General features: G+C 72.9%; 16 protein-coding genes and 1 pseudogene. 9 read left to right on the top strand and 8 right to left on the bottom strand.

Features of this window, described 5'->3' with window-relative positions; all coding sequences use genetic code 11:
- Window positions 1-40: 40 nt before the first annotated feature.
- From ACH5AO_RS33280 to eccB, 5 genes are all read right to left on the bottom strand, one after another.
- A complete protein-coding gene (locus ACH5AO_RS33280) occupies window positions 41-1819 on the bottom strand; it encodes a hypothetical protein (RefSeq protein ID WP_398931248.1) in 1779 nt (592 codons plus the stop codon).
- A 2-nt stretch (window positions 1820-1821) separates the two neighbouring features.
- A complete protein-coding gene (locus ACH5AO_RS33275; protein ID WP_398931247.1) occupies window positions 1822-2271 on the bottom strand; it encodes a hypothetical protein in 450 nt (149 codons plus the stop codon).
- A gap of 406 nt (window positions 2272-2677) precedes the next feature.
- Window positions 2678-3277, bottom strand: coding sequence for a hypothetical protein (locus ACH5AO_RS33270; RefSeq protein ID WP_398931245.1), 600 nt, complete (start codon window positions 3275-3277; stop codon window positions 2678-2680).
- Entirely contained in the window at window positions 3274-4491 is a 1218-nt protein-coding gene (gene mycP / locus ACH5AO_RS33265) for a type VII secretion-associated serine protease mycosin (protein ID WP_398931283.1), read from the bottom strand. Before mycP ends, ACH5AO_RS33270 begins: the two co-directional genes overlap by 4 nt.
- A 129-nt stretch (window positions 4492-4620) precedes the next feature.
- On the bottom strand, window positions 4621-6147 hold the full coding sequence (gene eccB, locus ACH5AO_RS33260; protein ID WP_398931243.1) for a type VII secretion protein EccB: 1527 nt from the start codon (window positions 6145-6147) through the stop codon (window positions 4621-4623).
- Between the two features lie 228 nt (window positions 6148-6375).
- On the opposite strand from eccB, the gene eccE reads away from it, so the two are divergent.
- The 3 genes from eccE (at window position 6376) to ACH5AO_RS33245 (ending at window position 11765) form a co-directional block, all read left to right on the top strand.
- Window positions 6376-7656, top strand: a complete 1281-nt coding sequence (eccE, locus tag ACH5AO_RS33255) for a type VII secretion protein EccE (RefSeq protein ID WP_398931241.1) — start codon at window positions 6376-6378, stop codon at window positions 7654-7656.
- Window positions 7656-8429 carry a hypothetical protein gene (locus tag ACH5AO_RS33250; RefSeq protein ID WP_398931239.1) on the top strand — a complete coding sequence of 258 codons (774 nt, stop codon included), beginning with the start codon at window positions 7656-7658 and terminating at the stop codon, window positions 8427-8429. Before eccE ends, ACH5AO_RS33250 begins: the two co-directional genes overlap by 1 nt.
- Before the next feature lie 303 nt (window positions 8430-8732).
- A complete protein-coding gene (locus tag ACH5AO_RS33245) occupies window positions 8733-11765 on the top strand; it encodes an SCO5717 family growth-regulating ATPase (RefSeq protein WP_398931237.1) in 3033 nt (1010 codons plus the stop codon).
- Between the two features lie 73 nt (window positions 11766-11838).
- Here the strand turns inward: ACH5AO_RS33245 and ACH5AO_RS33240 are convergent, their stop codons facing one another.
- Window positions 11839-12285 carry a Rid family hydrolase gene (locus ACH5AO_RS33240; RefSeq protein ID WP_398931236.1) on the bottom strand — a complete coding sequence of 149 codons (447 nt, stop codon included), beginning with the start codon at window positions 12283-12285 and terminating at the stop codon, window positions 11839-11841.
- 92 nt (window positions 12286-12377) lie between these two features.
- Between ACH5AO_RS33240 and ACH5AO_RS33235 the strand changes: the two genes are divergently transcribed.
- From ACH5AO_RS33235 to ACH5AO_RS33210, 6 genes are all read left to right on the top strand, one after another.
- The gene (locus ACH5AO_RS33235; RefSeq protein WP_398931233.1) at window positions 12378-12878 is read left to right on the top strand and encodes a MarR family winged helix-turn-helix transcriptional regulator; all 501 of its coding nucleotides are present in this window, start codon (window positions 12378-12380) and stop codon (window positions 12876-12878) included.
- Window positions 12879-13141: 263 nt separating this feature from the next.
- Window positions 13142-14998, top strand: a complete 1857-nt coding sequence (locus ACH5AO_RS33230; protein WP_398931231.1) for an ABC transporter substrate-binding protein — start codon at window positions 13142-13144, stop codon at window positions 14996-14998.
- A 17-nt stretch (window positions 14999-15015) separates the two neighbouring features.
- On the top strand, window positions 15016-16107 hold the full coding sequence (locus ACH5AO_RS33225; RefSeq protein WP_398931229.1) for an ABC transporter permease: 1092 nt from the start codon (window positions 15016-15018) through the stop codon (window positions 16105-16107).
- Complete coding sequence (locus ACH5AO_RS33220) at window positions 16104-17018, top strand: ABC transporter permease (protein ID WP_398931227.1); 915 nt, start codon at window positions 16104-16106, stop codon at window positions 17016-17018. Before ACH5AO_RS33225 ends, ACH5AO_RS33220 begins: the two co-directional genes overlap by 4 nt.
- Entirely contained in the window at window positions 17015-18022 is a 1008-nt protein-coding gene (locus ACH5AO_RS33215) for an ABC transporter ATP-binding protein (RefSeq protein ID WP_398931224.1), read from the top strand. The genes ACH5AO_RS33220 and ACH5AO_RS33215 overlap by 4 nt, the downstream gene beginning before the upstream one ends.
- A complete protein-coding gene (locus ACH5AO_RS33210) occupies window positions 18019-19005 on the top strand; it encodes an oligopeptide/dipeptide ABC transporter ATP-binding protein (RefSeq protein ID WP_398931222.1) in 987 nt (328 codons plus the stop codon). Before ACH5AO_RS33215 ends, ACH5AO_RS33210 begins: the two co-directional genes overlap by 4 nt.
- Before the next feature lie 4 nt (window positions 19006-19009).
- On the opposite strand, the gene ACH5AO_RS33205 is transcribed toward ACH5AO_RS33210, so the two are convergent.
- Together ACH5AO_RS33205 and ACH5AO_RS33200 are read right to left on the bottom strand one after the other, a co-directional pair.
- Complete coding sequence (locus tag ACH5AO_RS33205) at window positions 19010-19963, bottom strand: bifunctional riboflavin kinase/FAD synthetase (protein ID WP_398931219.1); 954 nt, start codon at window positions 19961-19963, stop codon at window positions 19010-19012.
- Between the two features lie 141 nt (window positions 19964-20104).
- Window positions 20105-21664: pseudogene (locus ACH5AO_RS33200) on the bottom strand (serine protease); the annotation flags it as partial.
- Window positions 21665-22149: the final 485 nt, after the last annotated feature.

Raw genomic sequence — 22149 nt, 5'->3', positions numbered from 1 at the left:
GTGTCCCTGATTTCATGGTGTGGTGAGTCCTCGCTAGCGCTTAGTTGACTGGCGGCGCATCGTGCCGCGGTTTGCCGGTTTCGCCCGTCTCCTCGTCTCCGGCCACGCGCGGGGGCCGCTGCGTCCTCTCCGCTCTGCGGTCTTTACCAGGCTTGCCACGGCCACCGGGACCCCGTACCAGCCCGGTTCCGCCTTGAGTCATGCCGTTGCGCGTTGCGTTGGCGGCGGACTGTCGTCCAGCAGGGTTCCCGACGATTCCGGGCACAGCGGAGCCTCCTCGGGCGTTGCCTGTGCTCGAACCGGGGCGTGCAGGGGAACCAGCCGCTCCGAAGACACCGGACTGTCCGGGTCCGCCGACCTCGGGCCGGGAACCGGAGACTGCTCCGGCACCGACTACCGTGCCCTGAGAGATCCTCTGCCCGCCTCTCACCGGGCCCCCGGTAGCAGTCGAGGGACGACCTCCGACTACGCCGCCCGTGCTGCCGGCACCGGTGACCGTGCTGCCCATCGTCCGCGGCACCGCCGTACCGCCGGCCCTCGGCGTACCACCGCTCACCCCCGGCCCCATGGGGAACGACGGGGCTGCGGAGGTCCTGCCCTGAGCGACCGGCGCTCCCGTGGCTGCTGCTCGACCCACTTGGCCCAAGGGCGCTCCGGCCGCCATGTGTCCTGGCGTCACGCCCGAAGCGCTCCCACGGACCGCACTCGTCCGCCCTTGAGCCGTGACAGGCAAGGTAGGACGCGCGCCGTTTGACCGCCCGTCGGAATGGCCCGAGAGAACCGGAGGAAGTGGAGCACCGAAGCCGTTCGTGGCGGGATTGGCCGTCCCGCTGGCAGTACCGGGGGCATTAGTGGGCGTCGTTTGTCCTGCGGCGGTCGCTGTCGGGGGCGGCAGTGTGCCGACGCTGTCAATGGTCGTCCCGACGGGTGCGCCGAAGTCGATACTCCGATCCATGGCGGCATCCTCTGGTACTGCGGGACCGCGCATGCTCTGCGAAGCAGTATGCCCATCCACAGCAGTTGCCAGGCGGCGTTCTTCGGTGCCTCCTGGCTCGGTTCCCCGAACCACACCAGAATTCGGCGCTTCGAATCTCCCGACCGGCCCCGGGTCGTATCCCGGCTCCGGCTTCGGCACCCCCACATCCGGCATCGTCTTGAACTTCGGCGGCTCCAGCGCCGCCAACTGTTCCTGGGACACCGCGTAGTACGACGACAACCGGTTCATCTGGTTGATCGCCTCTTGGCGGTTCTTCTCCACCTTCAGGGCCGCGGTGTACTCGTCGTTGCTCTCGACCCGCTCGTCCTTCGGGAACTGGCCGGGGCGCGTGGCCTCCGCGCGAGTGTCGCGAGGGGGCATCGCCTTGCGGACGTCCGCAAGGCCCACGGCGGCGGCGGTGATCTGGTCACCCGCCCCGCCGGCGAAGTCGCTCAGCGCGTACGTGTCGGTGACGAGCGACCGCCCCCACTTGCGGAACGCCTCGCCCGACTCCCCGACCCAGTGGACCCTTTCGATGTGGCCGTCCAGTTCCTTGGCCGCGTCCTTGATGGCGTCCCGCGCCGACCACAGGGCCTTGCCCGAGGACTCCAGGTCCTCCGGGTCGGTCTGTTCGACCAGGTCGACCATGGCGTTGAGGCTGTGGTTCTCGAAGTTCGTGCGCCCCTGCAGGGCCTGTCCGACGGGGGTCGCTTCGACCGCCGTGCGCATCAGTCTGCTGAAGGGGTCGATCGCAGGCCGCTCCTCGACGCCTCGGGTGAAGTCCGTGAGGAAGTTCTGCTGGGAGACCCGCTCCAGGTCCGCCTCGTGCTTGTTGTCGGTCATCGTCACAGGCTCCCGCTGGTGTCCCCGCCCTTGGCGCGCTGTTCGCCGTCCCTGGCGTCCTGAATCTGTCCGATCTGCGCCTGGATCTCATGGAAACGATGGCGCTGTTCCTCTTCGAGGTTGTCGAAGCCCACGTGCGCGCCCCTGACGGCGATGCCGATCGCCTCGATCTGCAGGTGCAGTGTCCTGGAGAGCGCGGTCAGTTCCTCGTGGACGCGGTTGTACTGGAGGTACAGCCCGTGCGCCTCCGGGAAGGCGGCCGTGCTGCCGCTGTTCAGCGACGTGGGCTTGATGGTCTGGCCGCCGACCCGCGTGGGGTTGGCGGCGGAGCTCTCCAGGTCGCGCAGTACGCCGTCCACACGCTTCACGAACGTGGTCAGCGCCTCGTCGGCGACTTCCAAGTTGAGTGCCCTGGTGGCGGACACGCCACCCACCATGTCTGCTGGAAGCACGTCGCTCCCTCCCCGTTTCCCCGTGACACCGTCGGCCGAGGCCGGCCAGTTGGCCAGTTGTGCGCCCTACGTTCGCAAACCAGTCGTGATCGCCACTCTAACCAACGGGTACGACAGAGCCAATCGTGATGTGTGCCAACTCAGTTACGGCTGTGCCCTGTAGGTGCCTTTTCGGCCGACGTTCGACCGATGCTCCCATCGCACCGCGCATGTGGACATGATGTCGACATCCAGGTGCGCTTCACCTGCCATCCCGGCCGGAACGGGTGGATCCACCCAGAACCTTTACGCCAGCAACCGGGGTAGGGGCAAGGCCGCCTTCGGGTTCTGCAACCGGTTGAGGGACAAGGCGCGGGTCGCCGTGCCCGGCAGCGACTCGGCCGTCGCCGATCCGTCGGAGCAGGGGTCAGCAGGCGCCCTTGCGGCTTGTCACCGTGTACGCGTAGCCCGGGATCCTCGTTCCGTCGCCTGCGCCGAGGCTCGGGAACAGCTGGTCGTGCTTCTTGGAGCGGGTGCGCTGCACGTGGACGCAGAAGGCGACTCCCGCGCCGTCGCCCGAGACGGTGTAGGTCGAGTCGGTGGCCGTGTTGCCGGCGGTCGGGCTGGCGTCGACTCCGAGTTGCGGGGCGTCGCCGCCGCCGTGCTCCACGACCTCGGTCTCGATCATCGTGGCGTTCTCCTCGTCGACCGCGGCGTCGCTGCCGCTGGCGCCCTCGAGTCTCGACGTGCCGTCCAGGGCCGTCACCGCGCCCTCCACGGCGCTGGTCAGTTCGTCGGCGCTCCACTTCGCGTCGTCCTCGACGGCCAGGCCGCGGCATCCCGCGACGGTCAGGAGCACGGCCATCGTGACCAGCACCAGGCGCGTGACGACGAAGGCCGAGTCCGGGACGTCCGGGGCCGACGGGTTGAGGGACTCGCGCCAGGCCCGTACGCGGTCCGCCTTGAGGCAGGCCATCGCGAGCAGTACGGCGGCCAGGATCAGGCAGATCATCGACAGTTGCGTCATGCGTGGCCTCCTCGGCCTCCGTGCCTGCGTCGTGCGTCTCTCACCGCGACCGCCGCCCCGGCCAGGCCCGCCGCCAGGACCAGGCCTCCGACCACCACGTACGTCCCCAGACGGGTGTTGCGTTCCTCGGCCGTCTCGCCGAAGTGCAGGGGGGCCACGGCGGGTGCCTTCGCGTGGATCGCCCCCTCCTCGGCCCGGGGGGATTCCACGGGGCGGGCCGGATCGACGTCCGTGAGGGCCTTGACGGGGTCGATCACGCCCCAGCCGACCAGGCGGTCGTGGCCGGGGATCGAGCGTTCCGCGGTCTGTTCGATCTGGGCGACGATCTGGCGGGCGGTCCACTTCGGGAACTTGGCCTTCAGCAGTGCCGCCACCCCGGCCACGTACGGGGCGGAGAAGCTGGTGCCGTTGTCCGCGCAGTGGCCGTTGCCGGGGACGGTGGACACCATGTCGACGCCGGGGGCGGCCACGCCCACGAACTCACCGGACTGGGAGAAGGGTGCCCGCTCGTTGTTGCGGTCGGACGCCGCCACGGCGAGGACGCCCTCGTAGGAGGCCGGGTAGGTGACCTTGACGTTGCCGCCGAGGCCGTCGTTCCCGGCCGAGGCGACGACCACGACCTCCTGGTCCAGGGCGTGGTCGACCGCCTCCTCCAGGCTCGGGTCGGGCCGGACGGCGTTGGCCGTGTCCTGGGAGATGTTGATGACGTCGGCGCCCGCCTGGACGGCGTGGCGGATCGCGGCCGCGAGGGTCTCGGCGGTGCCGTTGCCCTCCGCGTCGTTCTGTTTGATCGGGATGATCGTGGCCTCGGGAGCCAGACCGACGAAGCCGGTGCCCTCGGCGGGGCGGGCCGCGATGATGCCGGCCACGCGGGTGCCGTGGCCGACGGTGTCGGTGGTGCCCTGCGCGTTGCCGCGCTCGATCTTCTCGCCCTCGGCGTTCTTCGTCGGCAGGAAGTTCCTGCCCTTCGACGCGTCGACGGCGTCGGAGAGCTGGGGGTTCTTCACGTCGACGCCCGTGTCGATCACCGCGACCCGGACGCCCTTCCCCTTCGACTGTGCCCACAGCGCGTCGAGGTTGACGCGTTGCAGCGCCCACGGGCGGCCCTCGTACTTCTTGGACGGGAACGTGCACCGTCCGGTGTCGTCCGCCCGTGCCGCGGGGGCCGCCGGGAACACCAGGACGGTCCCCGTGAGGACGGTGGCGGTGAGCACGGTCAGCGTCGTGCGCGGCAGTGCGCGAGGGTGTCGGGCCGCGCGTACGTCGTCGGTCCGCTCGGTGGCGTCGCGTCCGGTGCGGGTGTGTGTCGGCATGTCTGGTCGCTTCCTGACGGGCCGTGGCGGTTAGGAACCCTGCGGCTGCCGCGCGGCCGCTTCCGACAGGCGCGGCCCGGTGGGCAGGAACGTCGACCACTGGGCCGGGACGGGAGAGGGCGCCACCTTCTCGTAGCCGAGGCGGGTCTGGGCGATCTTGGCCTCGTTGAGTGTCTGCTCACGCTGCTTGTCGGAGGTTCCGATGCCCTCGTCGTCCGTGGCGCTGTCGCTGTTGGACTGCAGGGCGTAGCGCAGTCCGGTGTCGGTGACCAGGAAGACCCCGCCGGCGTCGGTCTCCGTGCCCTGGAACTGCCGGTAGAGCTGGCCGGAGCCCGGGGTGACGTAGGCGCTGGACGAGCCGGTGGGCAACTGTGCCGGGAAGTCGGTGCCCACCCAGGTGGACAGGGTGGTCCTGCCGTTCTTGGCGTCCACCGAGCGCAGGACGTTGCAGACGGTGTTGTGGCCGGAGGTCGCGGTGGTGCCGTCGTTGACCGTCTTCGGCCGGTACGACGGCCAGTCGCCCTCCCCTTCGAAGTCCGTGCTGTCGACGACCGCGCCGGGGCTGACCTGCTGGGCCTCGCCCGCCTGTCCGACGCCGACCAGGTCGCCGCTGTTGAGCAGCAGGGTGGCGGTGAACTCGGAGATGCGTGCCACCTCGCCGGGCAGGACGACGTAGTACTGCATGCGCCGGCCCTCGTACGCCTTGATGACCATGCCGACCTTGTCGTACTCGCGGAGGGCCTCGGCGGCTCCCGCTTCCTCGCCCGGTGTGCCCGGGATCTCCGGGATGGAGACCGGGTCGCCCTGGTGAAGGGTGTCCAGCCACTCCTGGGACACGCGCTGCGGGGCGCGTCCCTGGGTGTCGAGGGCCTTGAGGAGTTCCTTGTCGGCCGGGTCGGCCAGCGGGTAGGCGGAGCCGCGGGAGTCGACCACGTACGGGGAGGTGCCGTCCGGGCCGACGACGTACATCAGCTCGCCCCCGGTGAGCCGGCCGGAGCCCTCGGTCCTGGACCACTCCTTCTCCGCGAGGACGAACGCCGCCTTCTGGATGGCGCGGCCGCCGGCGCCGGGCCGTTCGCAGACCGCCCAGCGCTTGGCGGTCTCGGCCTCCTCGGGCGAGGGCAGCCGGTCGGGCGCGTAGGGGATGCCGATCGTGGCGCCGTGCGGTGGTTCGCCGCTGTCGAGGATCTTCTCCTTGACGGTGATGACGCTGTCGTTGTCGGGGTCCAGGAGGAGTTTCGCGGACGCCATGTTGAGGACGGGGTGCAGTTGCTTCTTGCCTTCCGTCTTGAGCACGACGTACCGCGTGGTGGAGTCGCTGGCCACGATTACGTGTGCCCCCGGTTCGTCCCATCCCTTCGGGGCGGTGGGGCTGAACAGGCCGATCGCGCCGAAGACGGCGAGGACGACCACGCCGACGATGACGCCCGGTACGACCGCCCTGAGCGGTTTGGGGGCGTCTTCCTCCGAACCCGAGGGGGAGGGGCGCAGGAAGGACGCGAGCGTGCGGCGCTTCGCGAAGGTGTAGGCGTTCAGTTCGTCGCGCCGTGATGCCATCTGCTTTCGTTCTCTCCCCGTGCGAGGAAGTGGAGGACCGGTGGATGTTCAGTGGGTGGCCACTGGACATCGGTCCCCGCACCCCCGGCTGCCTCTGGAACCCCGACTGTCAGTCCGGCCCCCTACTATGCCTGCTGCGCGTTCGGGTGTGTGGCACGGGTAGGGTGCTGAGGCCCTGCCGGTTTCCTGCGGGCAGTGTTTTAGGGAGAGTTCGGGGGTTTTTCAGTGATGGCTTCCGCGCCACGGACCCGGTCGCGATCGCAATCGGCGATATCGAGGACCGCCGTACCCCGTCTGCGGACGCGTTCGGGGCACGGCGGCTCCTTCCTGGTCCAACGGCTGGTGCTGCTGGAGCTGGCGGCCGCCCTGGTGGTGTGCGGCTGGCTCATCGGCCCTTTCGTCCTGATGCCGGGTGCCGTCGTCGCCGTCCTCCTCTGCGTGCTCGCGGTCGTACGGCGGCGCGGACACTCCCTGCCGGACTGGCTGAGCAGCCGGCTGGCCCTGCGTGCCCGCCTCCGGAGAGCGGCGAAGGCCCCGGTGCCGCCGGACGTCGACCCCGGTCTGATGCCCGCGGTGGAGTGCGAGCCGAACCTGCGGACGCACACCTACGACCACGGTGGCGACCGTGACCGGCGGCCGGTGGGCATGGTGGGTGACGGGAGCTTCCTCAGCGCCGTCCTCCAGGTGGAGGCCGACGCCGGTGCCCTGCGTGCCGAGCGCGGTCGCAGGCCGCTTCCGCTCGCGCTGGTCCGGGACGCGCTGGAGGTGGACGGCATCCGGCTGGAGTCGGCCCAGGTCGTGCTGCACACGCAGCCCGCGCCCGCGCCCCACCTGCCCCAGCAGTCCGTCGTGGTGACCAACTACCAGCAGTTGCAGGCCCAGAGCGTCTCGCCGGCGGTCCGCATCATGTGGATCGCGCTGAAACTCGACCACGAGCTCTGTCCTGACGCGGTGGCCGCGCGTGGCGGCGGGCTCCTCGGGGCGCAGAAGTGCCTGGTGAGGTCGGCGGAGCACCTGTCCAGCCGGCTGACGGGCGCCGGTTTCCGGGTGAGCCTGCTGACCGAGGAGGAACTGACGGCCGCCATCGGTACGTCGGCGTGCGCCAACCCCATGGTGACCGCCCAGGCCGGGCAGAGCGACGCGCCCCGGCGGCGGACCGAGGAGTCCAGCCGCAGCTGGCGCTGCGACAACCGCAGGCACACCACGTACTGGGTCCGCCGCTGGCCCCCGCTCGGCGGTCCCGGTGACGGTCTGCCCCAGCTCGTCGCCGAGTTGACGGCGGTTCCCGCGCTGGCGACGACGTTCAGCCTGACCCTGGCCCGCGGCGGACAGCGGGACGTGGCGGTCACCGGACACGTGCGGGTCACCGGTCGCAGCAGCACCGAGCTGGCCGAGGCCCGCCGCGCGCTGGAGCAGACCGCGCGCCGGGTGCGGACCGGGATCGTACGTCTGGACCGGGAGCAACTGCCCGGTGTGCTCGCCACTCTGCCGCTCGGAGGTGCCCGCTGATGGCCATGCCGACATCCACCCCACCGGCCGGTCCGGTCACCGGGACGCGGCCGTCCGCCGGTCTGCGGGACCGCCTGCGCACCGGGTTCGGGTTGCTGGGCCCCCGGCACCCACGGCACACGCTGTCCCTGGACGAGGCCGACATGCTGGCCCTACCCGTGGGCGACGACGGAGTCGTGGTGGGTGTGAACGCCGAGGGGCAGCCCGCCGTCCTCGGGGTGAACCGCCCGACACCGTTCGACATCCTGCTCATCGGTGGTCTGTGGACGACGCAGGTGCTGGCGCTGCGCGCGGCGGCGACGGGGGCGCGGGTCGCGGTGGAGACCGGTCGGCCCGGGCACTGGGCGCAGGTCGTGCAGGCGGTCGGCGGCGGCCAGTCCGGGATGACCGTGCACGAGGTGGGCCGGGTGCCGCCGCTCGGTGCCTCGGCGACGGGGCCCGTCCTGGTGATCCGGGACTGCGGCATGCGGCCGCCGCGCGGGCGGGTGACCTCGGCGCCCTGGCAGTCCGTCCTCACGCTTCTGCCCTATCTGAGTCCGGTCGCGCCCAGGCTGGTGCGTCAGGCACGCCTGGTGGGTGTGCAGCGCGTCTCGCCCGACGAGGCGGTGGAGATCGGACGGGTGACGGGGTTGCCCCGGGCCGAGTACGAGGCGCTTCCCACGCTCGCCGACGGTGTCACCCTGTGGTGTACGGACCGGGACCGGCAGTACGTGATGACGCAGCCGACGGACGCCGAGGTCGGTCTGGTGGGGACGCCGCGTCGCATGGACTGACCTGACGGCTCACGGTCTTTTGGGCGTCATGTGCGGTTTGACGCGCCTGTAGGTGTTTGCCGGCCGGTGGGTGACGGCGCGTGACGCCCACCGCGGGTGCTGCCAGGTGGGCGGGGCTGACGGGGCGGGGCTACTGGTGATTAGGGTGGTACCCGGCGCGACGCCAGAACCCGGGGTCCGGGCATCGGCGTCCTACAGGGAGGGCCGGTTCGGACGACTTCGTTTCCTTTTCGGACACGTCGGACGACGAGAAATGGTCGCCCCAGCACGGCACAAGGGTGCTCGACCACACCAGGAGGAACTGTGAGCAGCGATCGGGACGGGACGCGCGGGGGCTGGGCGACACCCGGCGATGACCAGCCCGACGCGGAGTCCGCCATCGAGACGACGGGCGAGTTCACCATCGACTACGCGCCGCCGGCCTGGTACACGCAGAACGCTTCGGGGAGTTCGGAGCCGGGGGCGTCGTCCGCTTCGTCCGGTCCGTCGGCCTCCTCGCCCGCTCCGGTTCCTCCGGCTCCTTCGGTCTCTCCCTCCGGTGGGCCCGTTCCGCCGCCGCACGCGCCCGCGCCTGGGGCGCCCTTCGCTCCGCCGGCGCCCGCGCCCTCGTCGGGCGCCCCGTTCGCGCCTCACGCGCCCGCCGCGCCGTTCACGTCGCCCGCGCCGCCCTCCGGGGAGCCGGTGGCGGTGCCGAGGCTTCCGGTGGGGAGCGGGTTCGAGCCGCAGCGGCCGGACGCGGAGAAGGAGCCCGCGGAGCCGGGGGCGGCTTTCCCTCCGGCCGTGCCGGACGGCCCTGCCGGTGGTGTCCAGGCCGACAACGGTGACCTGGAGAGCGGTGCGACGATCCGCTTCTCCGCCGCCGCGCTGAAGCGGGAGATCGCGGAGCGCGAGGCGGGCGCGGAAGCGGAGCCCGGGGCTGAGACCGAGACCGAGGCCGGGTCCGGAGCCGAGTCCGAGGCCGAGGTGCGGCTGGAGCCGTCCGGTGAAGAAGGCGGAACCCGCGACGACGCCGATAGCGCCGCGGGGACCCCCGACACCCCGTCGGACGCCGACGGTTCCGGGGAAGCCTCCGGTACGGCCGGCGAGCCCGGCGCCGGCGCGGTCTCCGGTACCGGGGACGTCACGGCCGACGAGGTGGAAACCGAGGACGCCGAGTCCTCGGTGACCGACGTGGAGGGAGACGCCGCTCCGGCGGAGCCGAAGGCCGGGCCCGAGGACACCGGGCCGGTGGACGCCGCGGTGCCGGCCGGTGCGGCGCCCGGGGAGGACACGCCCCAAGGTGCCGTCCCGGCCGCGCCCGACGCCCCGTCCACCTGGCCCCTCCCGGCGCCGCAGGGCGTGCCCCCGGTGCCGTCGGCGCACCCCGCCGCCCCGGTGCCGCCCGGTCAGTGGCCCGCGCAGCCGCCGCAGGCGCCCGCCCAGCCGGCGGACGCGGGCGCGCAGCCCCAGCCCGCGGCGGCGCAGGACCAGCCGGCCGCCCCCGCCCAGCAGCCGCCGTTCCAGCCCCAGGCACCGCAGCCCGCGCCCGCCGCCTGGAATCCGCAGACCGCCCCGCAGGCCGGTTACGGTTTCCCCCAGCCCCCCGCGCAGCAGCCCGGTACCCCGCCCATGCCCGGCGCTCCCGCCGGTTACGGCTTCCCGCCGCCGGGTGCCGCCCCGACTCCCCCGGCCCCGCCCGCCGGTTACGGCTTCCCGCCCGCCGGTACCCCCGGCGCGGCGCACCCGCAGCCCGGGGCCGCCCCCGCACCCGGCCCGCAGGCCGGTTACGGTTTCCCCCAGCCGGGCGCCGCCCCGGCGTCGGCCCCCCAGCCCGGTGCGGCGGTCCCGCAGCAGCCCTCCGCGCAGCCCCAGCCCGGCACCCCGCCCGTGCCCGGCCCGCCGCAGGCCGGTTACGGCTTCCCGCAGCCGGGCGCCGCCCCGACTCCCCCGGCCCCGCCCGCCGGTTACGGCTTCCCCCAGCAGCCCCAGCAGCCCCAGCAGCCCGGCATCCCCCCGCAGCCGCAGCAGGGGCAGCAACCCGGTGTGCCGCAGCAGCCCGTCGATCCGCGTACCGGGGCCGCCTGGCCGCAGCCCATACAGCACGACCAGCGGCAGCCGACCAACCCCGGTGCGGCGCCCCTCGGTTACACCGCCGCCGTGGAGCTGTCCTCGGACCGGCTGCTCAACAGCAGGAAGCAGAAGGCGAAGAGCAGCCGCCCCGCGGCCGGCGGTTCGCGTTTCAAGCTGGGCGGGAAGAAGGAGGAGGCCGAGCGGCAGCGGAAGCTGGAGCTGATCCGCACGCCGGTGCTGTCCTGCTACCGCATCGCCGTCATCAGCCTCAAGGGCGGCGTCGGCAAGACGACCACGACCACCGCCCTCGGCGCCACCCTCGCCACCGAGCGGCAGGACAAGATCCTCGCGATCGACGCCAACCCGGACGCCGGTACGCTCGGCCGCCGGGTGCGGCGCGAGACCGGGGCCACCATCCGCGACCTCGTCCAGGCGATCCCGTACCTCAACTCGTACATGGACATCCGGCGGTTCACCTCCCAGGCGCCGTCCGGTCTGGAGATCATCGCCAACGACGTGGACCCGGCCGTGTCCACGACCTTCAACGACGAGGACTACCGGCGCGCGATCGACGTGCTCGGCAAGCAGTACCCGGTCATCCTCACCGACTCCGGTACGGGCCTGCTCTACAGCGCCATGCGCGGCGTGCTGGACCTCGCCGACCAGCTGATCATCATCTCCACGCCGTCCGTGGACGGTGCGAGCAGCGCCAGTACGACGCTGGACTGGCTGTCCGCGCACGGGTACGCGGACCTCGTCTCGCGGTCCCTCACCGTGATCTCCGGGGTGCGCGAGACCGGCAAGATGATCAAGGTCGACGACATCGTGGCGCACTTCCAGACCCGGTGCCGAGGCGTGATCGTCGTACCGTTCGACGAGCACCTGGCCGCGGGTGCGGAGGTCGACCTCGACATGATGCGGCCGAAGGTGCGGGAGGCGTACTTCAACCTCGCGGCGATGGTCGCCGAGGACTTCGTACGGCATCAGCAGTCGCACGGTCTGTGGACCTCCGACGGCAACCCTCCGCCGGTCGCCGCCCCGCCGCTGCCGGGCCAGGGCGCCCCCGGTCAGCCCTTCCCCGGCCAGCCCTTCCCCGGTCACTCCGTTCCGGGCCACCCCGCCCCCGGTCAGCCCATGCCCGGTCAGGCCGTCCCCGGCCAGCCGGGCCCGTACCCCCAGCAGCCGCAGCCCGGACAGCCCCCGGCGCAGCCCGGCCACCCGTACCCGCAGGTCCCGGGCCAGCCCTATCCGGCCCCGCCCGGACAGCAGCCGCCCCCGCAGCAGTAAGGGGCGTTCCGGCGTAGCAGGGGCGGGTCTCCCGGGTGACGGGAGGCCCGCCCCTGGCGCTGTTCGCGGCGGGTCAGCCCTCGTGGCCGACGACGGCCGTGACGCGGATCTCGACGCGCATGCCCGGTGCGCCGAGCGCCGCCACCCCGATCTGCGTCCAGATGGGCGCGCGCTCACCCATGCGCCGGCGGAACTGGTCGACCATGACCCGGTTGTGGTCCTCGCCGATGGAGTCCGTGGCGCTGGGGATGTGGAACGAGTCCACGGCGATGACGTCGCGCCAGGTGGCGCCCGCCTCGGCGAGGGTCCTCTCGACGTTGTCGAAGGCCCGGACGATCTCGTCCTCCAGGGACTCCGGGAAGTTCGTGTCGTCGTCCCATCCCCCCTGGCCCGAGATCTCGACACGGTCGCCGACGCGCACCGCCTGGCTGTAGTGCAGCAGGTCCAGGTGTTTCGGGCCGTAGCCGGGGGTGACGAAGAACTCCGGGGCGCGGGAGACGTCCGTGGTGGTGCCAGACATCGGGAAATCCTCTCGATTGACTTCACGTATGAAGTGAACATACCACGATTGACTTCATGCGTGAAGTTATGGGCGATTGGTAACCTGTCCGGATGAGCAGTGCCCCAGTCCCCGACGCCAGCGGTGCCCCACCCGGTGAACCCCAGTGGCTCACCGCGGACGAGAAGGAGGCCTGGACCGGCCTGATCTCACTCGTCCTGCTGCTGCCGGGACGGCTGGAGTCGCCGTTGCAGCGCGAGGCCGGCCTCACGCTCTTCGAGTACCTGACCCTCAGCCACATCTCCGAGACCCCGGAGCACCGGCTGCGCATGAGCGAGCTGGCGTACCTCGCGAACGGCTCGCTCTCCCGGCTGTCCAACGTCGTCAAGCGGTTCGAGGCGCGGGGGTGGGTCGAGCGGTACCCCGACCCCGACGACGGCCGCTTCACCATCGCCGCCCTGACCGACGCGGGCTACGAGGTCGTCGTCGCGGCCGCGCCGACCCACGTGCACGCGGTGCGCCGGCTGGTACTCGACCCGCTGACCGCCGCGGACCAGCGCGCCCTGGCCCGCATCGCCGCCAAGCTGCGGACACGGCCGGTCGACCTGGCCTAGGGAGCCGTCCGGCCGACCGGGCGGACCGGGCGGACCGGCGGTCCCTTCGGCCCCGGTCCGCGGGATCCACCGTCAGGCGTTGGCCAGGGACGCGTCAATGGTCTCGACCAATGAGCGGCACCATGCGCGTAAACTCCTTGTTTTCGCAGGCCACACGGGGTGCACGCGCCGTTGACGCTCGTAGCCGTCGCTGATAGACACACTCATCACTCATCTGATCAGCCCGTCCTTCCCGTCCGAGCGATGACGCGAGGTCAGCGACCATGGACACGAACGATCAGTACGGCGGTCACCACCGCACCCCGGGACGCACCCGGCTCGTCATGGCGGCCGGCGCCGCCGCGCTCACCCTCGGCGCCGGACTCGCCACCCCGGTACCGGATCAGGCGCGGGCGGCCGACGACGGCACCAAGGTGCTGACCGTCGCGGTGGCCCAGAGCGTCGACTCGCTCAGCCCGTTCCTGGCGGTACGGCTGCTCAGTACGAGCATCCACCGGCTCACCTACGAGTACCTGACGAACTACGACCCCGAGGACAACCACGTCGTCCCCGGTCTGGCCACCGCGTGGGAGTCGTCGCCGGACAAGCTGACCTGGACGTACACCATCCGTTCCGACTCCACCTGGTCGGACGGCAAGCAGGTCACCGCCGAGGACGCGGCCTGGACGTTCAACACGATGATGTCCGACCCGGGCGCCGCCACCGCCAACGGCAGCTTCGTCGCCAACTTCGAGAAGGTGACCGCGCCGAGCCCCACCGAGCTCGTCATCCGGCTGAAGAAGCCGCAGGCCACGATGACGGCGCTGGACGTGCCGATCGTGCCCAGGCACGTGTGGGAGAAGGTCGACGACTACGCGAAGTTCAACAACGACGAGGACTTCCCCGTCGTCGGCAACGGGCCGTTCGTCCTCACCGACTACAAGGCGGACAGCCATGTGCGGCTGAAGGCGAACAAGGACTTCTGGCGCGGGGCGCCCAAGTTCGACGAACTGGTCTTCCGCTACTACAAGGACCAGGACGCGGCGGTGTCGGCGCTGCGCAAGGGCGAGGTGTCGTTCGTCGCCGGGTCGCCCTCCCTGACGCCCGCGCAGGCGGACTCGCTGAAGGGCGAGGAGGACATCCACGTCAACGACGCCCCGGGCCGCCGCTTCTACGCCCTCGCCACCAACCCGGGCGCCAGGGCGAAAAACGGCGAGAAGATGGGTGACGGGCACCCCTCGCTGCTCGACCGGCGGGTGCGCAACGCGCTGTTCATGGCGGTGGACCGGAAGACCGTCATCGACAAGGTGTTCCAGGGGCACGCCGTGGAGGGGGCGGGGTACATCCCGCCCCGCTTCCCGCAGTACTTCTGGGAACCGTCGGCCGACCAGGAGCTGGCGTACGACCCGGCCGAGGCGGCCCGGCTGCTCGACCGGGCCGGTTACCGGAAGAACAGTGACGGCGACCGCGTCGGCAAGGACGGCAGGCCGCTCGACTACCGCGTGCTGTGCCACGCCACCGACCCGAACGACAAGGCGATCGGCCAGTATCTCGAGGAGTGGTGGGGCGACCTCGGCATCGGGGTCACGCTCGACTGCCTGGACAACGTGACCGACCCCTGGCTCGCCGGCGAGTACGACCTCGCCTTCGACGGCTGGTCGGTCAACCCGGACCCCGACTTCGTGCTGTCCATCCACACCTGCGCGGCGCTCCCGGCGACCCCGGAGGAGACCGGCGCGACCGACAACTTCATCTGCGACGAGACGTACGACGAGCTCTACGCCCGGCAGCTCGCCGAGTACGACCCCGGCAAGCGGGCGGACATCGTCAAGCGGATGGAGTCGCGGCTGTACGACCTCGGGTACATGAACGTCATGGCGTATCCGAACGCGGTCGAGGCGTACCGCACGGACCACATCGAGTCGATCACCACCATGCCGGCGAAGGCGGGCAACATCTACGGCCAGGACGGCTACTGGAGCTGGTGGTCGGCGGTGCCGGCGGCGGACTCCGGAGACGGGGACGGCGGTCCGTCGTCGACGGGCGTGGTCGTCGGGATCGTCGCGGGTGTCGTCGTCCTCACGGGGCTGGGGGCGTTCGCCGCGCTGCGGCGACGGGCCACGGCCGAGGACCGCGAGTAGGCGGCGGACGGGAATCCATGACCTCCGACGCGACATCCGCATCCGCGTCCGCGGGCGGGAGCACGGGGGCCGCCGCCGGTCCGGTGGAGGACGGGCCGGCGACCGGCCGCGGGCCCCGCGGCGGCCGTGCCGCCACCGTCCGTCCGCGGTACGTGGCGGGCAAAGTGGCCGGCGCGGCCGTGTCCCTCCTCGCCGTCCTCGTCACCGGCTTCTTCCTGTTCCGGCTGATCCCCGGCGACCCGGTGAAGTTCATGACCGGGGGACGGCAGGTCTCGGCCGAGCAACTGGCGGCGTACCGGGAGCAGTTCGGGCTGGACCTGCCGCTGTGGCAGCAGTTCACCGACTACTGCGGCAAGGCGCTCACCGGCGATCTGGGCACGTCGTACCAGTTCAACGCGCCCGTGGTCGACAAGCTCACGGAGGCGCTGCCGAACACGCTGCTGCTCACCGGCACCGCCTTCGTGCTGTACACGGTGCTCGGCATCGTCCTCGGCACCCGGGCGGCGTGGCGGCACGGGCGGTTCGCGGACCGGTTCCACACCGGGCTGGCGCTGACGTTGTACTCCCTGCCGTCCTTCTGGCTGGGGCTGCTGCTCATCGTCACGCTGTCGGTCGGCGTCGGCCCGCTGCCGGGGCTGTTCCCGACCGGTGGCATGGAGTCGGGCGGTGAGGAGGGCCTCGCGTACGTCGTGGACGTGGCGCACCACCTCGTGCTGCCGGTGGTGACGCTGGTGGCCGTGGAGTACGGGCAGACGCTGCTGGTGACGCGGTCGGCGCTGCTGGACGAGATGGGCGGCGACTACCTGACCACCGCGCGGGCCAAAGGGCTGCGCGACGACCTCGTACGGCGCCGGCACGCCGTGCCCAACGCGCTGCTGCCGACCGTGACGCTGATCTTCATCAACCTCGGGCGGACGGTGGGCGGAGTGATCCTGGTGGAGACGGTCTTCTCCTGGCCCGGGCTCGGCGGGCTGTTCTACCAGGCGCTGAGCGTGCCCGATCTGCCGCTGGTGCAGGGCCTGTTCCTCGTGTTCGCCGCCGCGGTGATCCTGATGAACACGCTCGCCGATCTGATCTATCCGCTGTTCGATCCCCGGGTGGGCCGATGACGACCGAGAAGACCCCGGCCGCGCGCCCGCGCGCCCTGGCGTGGCAACGGCGCCGGGCCTCGGCCGCGCGGTTCTGGCGGCGGTACCGCACGCACCGGGCCGGTGTCCTCGGCCTGGTGACGCTCGCGCTGTTCGTGCTGCTCGCCGTGGCCGCTCCGCTGCTCGTCGGCTCCGAGGTGACCGACGTGACCGACGCGCCGGGCAGCCCGCTGGAGAGCCCGAGCGGCGAACTCCCCTTCGGTGCCGACCGGTTCGGGCGGAACCTGCTCGGCCTGGTGATCTGGGGGGCGCGGGTGTCGCTGCTGGTGGGGTTGCTCGCGGCCGTGCTGTCGGTGGCGATCGGCACGGTGGTCGGGGTGACGGCGGGGCACTTCCGGGGCTGGTACGCGACGGTGATGATGCGGATCACCGACTGGTTCCTGGTGATGCCGACGCTGGTGCTGGCGATCGCGCTGGCCACGGTGATGTCCCGCTCGCTGCTGACGACCGTCGTGGCGATCGGGGTGACGACCTGGCCGACGACGGCCCGGCTGGTACGGGCGCAGACGCTGGCGGTGGAGGCCCGGCCGTACATCGAGCGGGCGCGGGCGCTCGGCGGCGGGCATCGGCACGTCATGTCCCGGCACGTGCTGCCCCATGTGATGCCGCTGGTGCTGGCGCAGACGACGCTGATCATCTCCTCGGCGATCCTGGCGGAGGCGACGCTGGCGTTCCTGGGGCTCGGTGATCCGACGGTGGTGTCGTGGGGCGGGCTGCTGCAGGACGCCCGGGAGGCGGGGGCGGTCAGCGCCGGGCACTGGTGGTACCTGGTGCCGCCGGGCGTCGCCATCGCCGTGGTGGCGCTGGCGTTCACGCTGTGCGGGCGGGCCGTGGAGTCCGTCCTCAACCCCAGGCTGGGGGTGTCCCGTTGAGCCTGCTCGACGTCAGGGGACTGACGGTCGCGTACGCGGGCGGGGCGGCCGCCGTGCGCGGGGTGGACCTGCGGCTGGAGGCGGGCCGCAAGCTGGGGATCGCCGGGGAGTCGGGCTGCGGCAAGTCCACCCTGGCGCTGGCACTGCTGCGGCTGCTGCCGGCGGGGACCCGGGTGGGCGGCGAGGTCCTGCTGGACGGCGAGGACGTACTGGCCATGAAGTGGGGCCGGGTCCGGGCGGTCCGCTGGGCCGGGGCGTCCCTCGTGTTCCAGGGGGCGATGCACTCCCTCAACCCCGTGCGGCGCGTCGGCGACCAGATCGCCGAGCCGGTCCTGCTGCACCGGAAGGCCACCGCGGCGGGGGCGCGGAGGAGGGCCGGGGAACTGCTGGGGCAGGTCGGTCTGCCGGCCGCCCGCGCGACGGCCTACCCGCACGAGCTGTCCGGCGGTCAGCGGCAGCGCGTCATGATCGCCATGGCGCTGGCCTGCGATCCGCGGCTGATCATCGCCGACGAGCCGACGACCGCGCTGGACGTGATGGTCCAGGCACAGATCCTGCGGCTGATCGAGCGGCTGGTCGCGGACCAGGACGTCGGACTGATCATGATCAGCCACGATCTGGCGGTCCTCGCCGGAACGTGCGACCGGCTCGCGGTGATGTACGCGGGCCGGATCGTCGAGGAGGGCCCGGCGAGGCAGGTGTACGAGGCCGCCCGCCATCCGTACGCCCGGGCGCTGTCGGCCGCGTTCCCGCGCATCGGCGACCCGGCGGCACGCTTCGCGCCGCGCGGTCTGCCGGGCGATCCGCCGGACCCGGCGGCGCTGCCGTCGGGCTGCGCGTTCCGCCCGCGGTGCCCGGTGGTGCTGGACTCCTGCGCCACGGAGGACCCACCGCTCCTGGCGGCGGGCACTGACCGGTGGGCGGCGTGCGTGCGGGTCGCTCCGGGAGGCACGACGCCCGGTGGACCGGACTCCCCTCGGGAAGAGAGGCCCCCTACCCCATGACCACTTCCTCCCCCCTCCTCGGCGCCGAGGGCGTGCACGTCACCTTTCCGGGCCGGCACGGCGCCCCGGACGCCCGGGCCGTGGACGGTGTCCACCTGGACGTCCGTCCCGGTGAGATCGTCGCCCTGGTCGGCGAGTCGGGCTGCGGCAAGACGACGCTGGCCCGCGCCCTGCTGGGTCTGGTCGAGCCGACCGCGGGCCGGGTCACCTTCGACGGGCGGCCACTGGAGTACTCGGGCCGCTCCCTGAAGGCGTACCGCAGGCGCGTGCAGCTGGTGCCGCAGGACCCGAGCGGCTCGCTCAATCCGCGGCACACGGTGTACGACGCGGTGGCCGAGGGGCTGCGCATCCACGGCCACGGCGGTGACGAGCGGGCCGCGGTCGCCGGTGCCCTGGCCCTGGCCGGGCTGCGCCCGCCGGAACACTTCTTCCCGCGCTACCCGCACGAACTGTCCGGCGGTCAGCGGCAGCGCGTGATCATCGCGGGCGCGCTGGTGCTGGAGCCCGAACTCCTCGTCGCCGACGAACCGGTGGCCTCCCTCGACGCGTCGGTACGCGGGGGGATCCTCGCCCTGCTGCTGCGGCTGCGCGCCGAGCTGGGCCTGTCCGCGCTGGTCGTCACGCACGATCTGGGGCTCGCCTGGAACATCGCCGACCGGGTCGCGGTGATGTACCTGGGCCGGATCGTGGAGACCGGGCCGGTGGAGCGGGTCCTGACGGCCCCCCGGCATCCGTACACCCGGGCCCTGCTGTCGGTCCTCCCCGAGGCGCCGGGCGAGCCGGTGGTCCTCACGGGCGAGCCCCCGGACCCGTCCCGCGTCCCGTCCGGGTGCCGGTTCCACGCCCGCTGCCAGGTCCTGGCGGGCGGCGAGGCGGACCGGGCGGGGGTGGCGGAGGCGTGCCGGGGCCGTGACCCGGGGATCCTCGACGGGGGCGGCGCGGCCCAGGTCGCGTGCCACTGGGCGCACGCCGGGAGGAGCTGACCGGTTACGGCTTCCCGGCCGCGGCCACGAGGGCCTTGCAGCGCTCGACGTCCTCGGCCATCTGCTCCAGCAGCGCCTCCAGCGTGTCGAACTTCGCCTGGCCGCGTACGAAGGCCAGGAAGTCGACGGCGACGTGGAGCCCGTACAGGTCGAGGCCGACGCGGTCGATGGCGTACGCCTCGACCGTGCGCTCGGTGCCGTCGAACTGGGGGTTGGTGCCGACGGAGATCGCGGCCGGCATGGCCTCGCCCTGGGCGTGCAGCCAGCCGGCGTAGACGCCGTCGGCGGGGATCGCGGTGTGCGGGAGGGTCTCGACGTTGGCCGTGGGGAAGCCCAGGTCGCGGCCGCGCTGGGCGCCCCGGACGACGACGCCCTCCACCCGGTGCGGGCGGCCGAGGATCTCGGCGGCGCCCCCGACCTCGCCCTCGGCGACCAGGCGGCGGGTGAGCGTGGAGGAGAACGGCTCGCCGCCGCCCGCCTCACCGGACACGTACAGGTCGACGACCTCGACGTCGAAGTCGTAGACCCGGCCCTGCTCGGCGAGGAACTCCACGTTGCCCGCGGCCCGGTGGCCGAAGCGGAAGTTGGGGCCCTCGACGACCGCCTTGGCGTGCAGCTTGTCGACCAGCACCTTGACCACGAAGTCGGCGGCGGACAGCTTCGAGAACTCGGTGGTGAAGGGGAGGATCAGGACCGCGTCGACGCCGAGCTCCGCCATGAGTTCGGCGCGCCGGTGGTGCGGGGCGAGCAGCGGAGGATGGCTGCCGGGGCGGACGACCTCGCTGGGGTGCGGGTCGAAGGTGACGACGACGGCGGGGACGCCGAGGTCCCGGGCGCGGTCCACGGCATGCCGGATGATCAGCTGGTGCCCGCGGTGGACTCCGTCGTAGGAGCCGATGGTGACGACGCTGCGCCCCCAGTCCTGGGGGATGTCCTCCAAGCCACGCCAGCGCTGCACTGTGACTGCTCCTTGTCGAAACCTCGTCGGACGAACCCGAGTCCGCGGACTTCTCCGCGCAGCTCTAAGGGTGCCATGCCGTCCGCCGGGGGCCCGCATCGGCATGGGGACTGTGTGACGGGGTGCACGTGCCGGCCGGGGTCAGGCGGGGACGCCCGCGCCGGCCGGGTCCTCGACCGTCCGGCGGGTGGCGGGCCCGACGAGCACGGCCCACTCGCCCGGGGCGTCCGCCAGCCAGCCGGCCAGGGCGGCGGCGAAGCCCGGCACGTGACGGCCCAGGTCGGCCAGGCAGCGGTCGAAGCGGGCGGCGCCCTCCGTGGTGCGGGCGAGGAGCAGCCCGGTGCGGTGGACGAGGACGCGCGGCTCGGGGCCGGTGTTCCGGGCCGCGGCGCGCAGCACCGCCTCCAGGACGGCGGGGTCGGACTCGTGGGCGAGCAGGGTGTCGAGCAGTTCGCGGCGCAGTGGGCGGGAGGCCGGTGTGCCGGGTCCGGCGAGGACGCCGGCGAGGGCCACCCGGAGTGGTTGCGGGCCGCCGTCGAGCAGTCCGGTGAGCAGGGGCCGCAGTGCGGTACGGGCGGCAGGGCCCCCCTCCAGCCGCCCGTCGGCGTACGCGGCCACGTGTCCGGTCAGCTCCGGCCGCCGCCGCACCGTCTCCCGGACGAGTGCGGCGACCGGGCGGGCCAGGGCGGGTGGGGCGGCGTCGGCGAGGACGCGGAACGCCTCGTCCGCGCCGGCTCCGCCGAGCCTGGCCCGGAAGGCGTCGAGGACGGGCTCCGGGTGGGTGTCGAGGGCGGGGACGAGCGCGCTCGGCGGGAGGTGGGGGTCGCCGGCCGCGAAGCGCTCCAGGGCCCGCGGGAGGTGGCGCTCCCTGCTGTTCGGGTCGCGCACGAGGAGGGCGAGGGCGCCGCCGTGCAGCTCGCGGTCGGCGGTGCGGACGAGGACGGCGAGCGCCGCGTACCGCAGCAGGGTGCGGTCGGTGTCGTCGCGCGCGTACGGCGCGACCCGCAGTCCGTGGGTGACGGCCGTGGCCCGGCGCGCGGGCCGTCCGTCCTTCGCCCACCGGTCGACGGCCCTGCACATCACGGCGGGCTCCTCCCGCGCCAGCACGGTGAGCAGCTGGTCGGCCCGCCGGTGCGCGCTGTCGGCGAGCGCCTCCGTCAACGCGTCCGGGGCCGCGTGCCGGTGGGTGTGCAGGAGCGCCTGCGCGGCGGTCGCCACGGTGGCGTGCGGGGTGGCGGGCAGCGGCCGCTCGTCCTCGAACCAGCGGATCAGGTACGGCAGTACGGCGACGGGGTCGGCGGTGAGCAGCCGGGCGGCAGCGTCGAGGAAACGGGGTTCGTTCCCGCGCGGGGGGCCGTCGGCGTGGACGAGCCGGCGCAGCAGTGCGCACCGCGTCTCCAGCGGCAGCCGGAGCGCGGTCCAGAAGGCGGGCCCCAGCTCCGGCGGCACGCTGTACCGCTGCTCCCGCCAGGCCACGAGACGGTCGGCCAGCAGCCGCAGCACGTCCGTGTACGGCGTCGCGTCGGCCACGCGTGTGAGGGTTCCGCCGAGCAGGCGTGCGGGCCACCAGGATCCCGGAGCGGCGTCGAGGGCGTGCACCAGGTCCGTGAGCCGTGAGGAGAGCCGCCGGCTCCCGTACCGCCGCCCGAGGAACAGCAGGGCCTCGACGACGACACCGATGCGGTGGTGCGGGACGGGGGCGGCGGCCGGAAGGGCGGCGGCCTCGGTGTCGGGGGCCGCCCGACGGCCGGCCGGTGGGAGACGGAGGCCGTCCACGGACCGCGACCGCGCACCGGCCTCGACGGCGGGCAGTGACGCGCGTCCGACGGCGGCGTCACCGGCGGCCACGTCACCATCGGCCACACCACCGGCGGCCGCATCGTCATCGGCCGCACCACCGACGGCCGCATCGGCGTCGGTCACGAGCCCCGGATCGGCCACCGCACCGCCGCGGTGGAAGGACCACGTCGGAAGAAGGCTGTCGTCGGCGGGCCGGTATTCGGCGTCGGCGACGGCCCAGGGGTCGGGACCGACCACGGTCCAGGGGTCGAAGGCGACAGCGGGCAGTGCACGGCGGTGGGGGGGGGGGGGCCGCCCCCCCCCCCCCCCGGGGGCGTGAAACAACCCCGCACCCCCGGGACCCGAGACGGGCCCCGGGCCCCCCCCGGGGCCCGGCGCCCGACCAC

Origin of the sequence: Streptomyces sp. NPDC018964 (assembly GCF_044390325.1) — a bacterium.
Lineage (GTDB): Bacteria > Actinomycetota > Actinomycetes > Streptomycetales > Streptomycetaceae > Streptomyces.
This window is presented reverse-complemented; position numbering and strand designations above follow the sequence as displayed.

Excerpts from the sequence above, each read along its gene's own strand:
- ACH5AO_RS33240 (WP_398931236.1), bottom strand. The coding sequence starts at position 12,285 with ATGTCTGGCACCACCACGGACGTCTCCCGCGCCCCGGAGTTCTTCGTC.
- ACH5AO_RS33230 (WP_398931231.1), top strand. The coding sequence starts at position 13,142 with ATGGACACGAACGATCAGTACGGCGGTCACCACCGCACCCCGGGACGC.
- eccB (WP_398931243.1), bottom strand. The coding sequence starts at position 6,147 with ATGGCATCACGGCGCGACGAACTGAACGCCTACACCTTCGCGAAGCGC.
- ACH5AO_RS33225 (WP_398931229.1), top strand. The coding sequence starts at position 15,016 with ATGACCTCCGACGCGACATCCGCATCCGCGTCCGCGGGCGGGAGCACG.
- ACH5AO_RS33210 (WP_398931222.1), top strand. The coding sequence starts at position 18,019 with ATGACCACTTCCTCCCCCCTCCTCGGCGCCGAGGGCGTGCACGTCACC.
- eccE (WP_398931241.1), top strand. The coding sequence starts at position 6,376 with ATGGCTTCCGCGCCACGGACCCGGTCGCGATCGCAATCGGCGATATCG.
- ACH5AO_RS33220 (WP_398931227.1), top strand. The coding sequence starts at position 16,104 with ATGACGACCGAGAAGACCCCGGCCGCGCGCCCGCGCGCCCTGGCGTGG.
- ACH5AO_RS33270 (WP_398931245.1), bottom strand. The coding sequence starts at position 3,277 with ATGACGCAACTGTCGATGATCTGCCTGATCCTGGCCGCCGTACTGCTC.
- ACH5AO_RS33280 (WP_398931248.1), bottom strand. The coding sequence starts at position 1,819 with ATGACCGACAACAAGCACGAGGCGGACCTGGAGCGGGTCTCCCAGCAG.
- ACH5AO_RS33250 (WP_398931239.1), top strand. The coding sequence starts at position 7,656 with ATGGCCATGCCGACATCCACCCCACCGGCCGGTCCGGTCACCGGGACG.
- ACH5AO_RS33235 (WP_398931233.1), top strand. The coding sequence starts at position 12,378 with ATGAGCAGTGCCCCAGTCCCCGACGCCAGCGGTGCCCCACCCGGTGAA.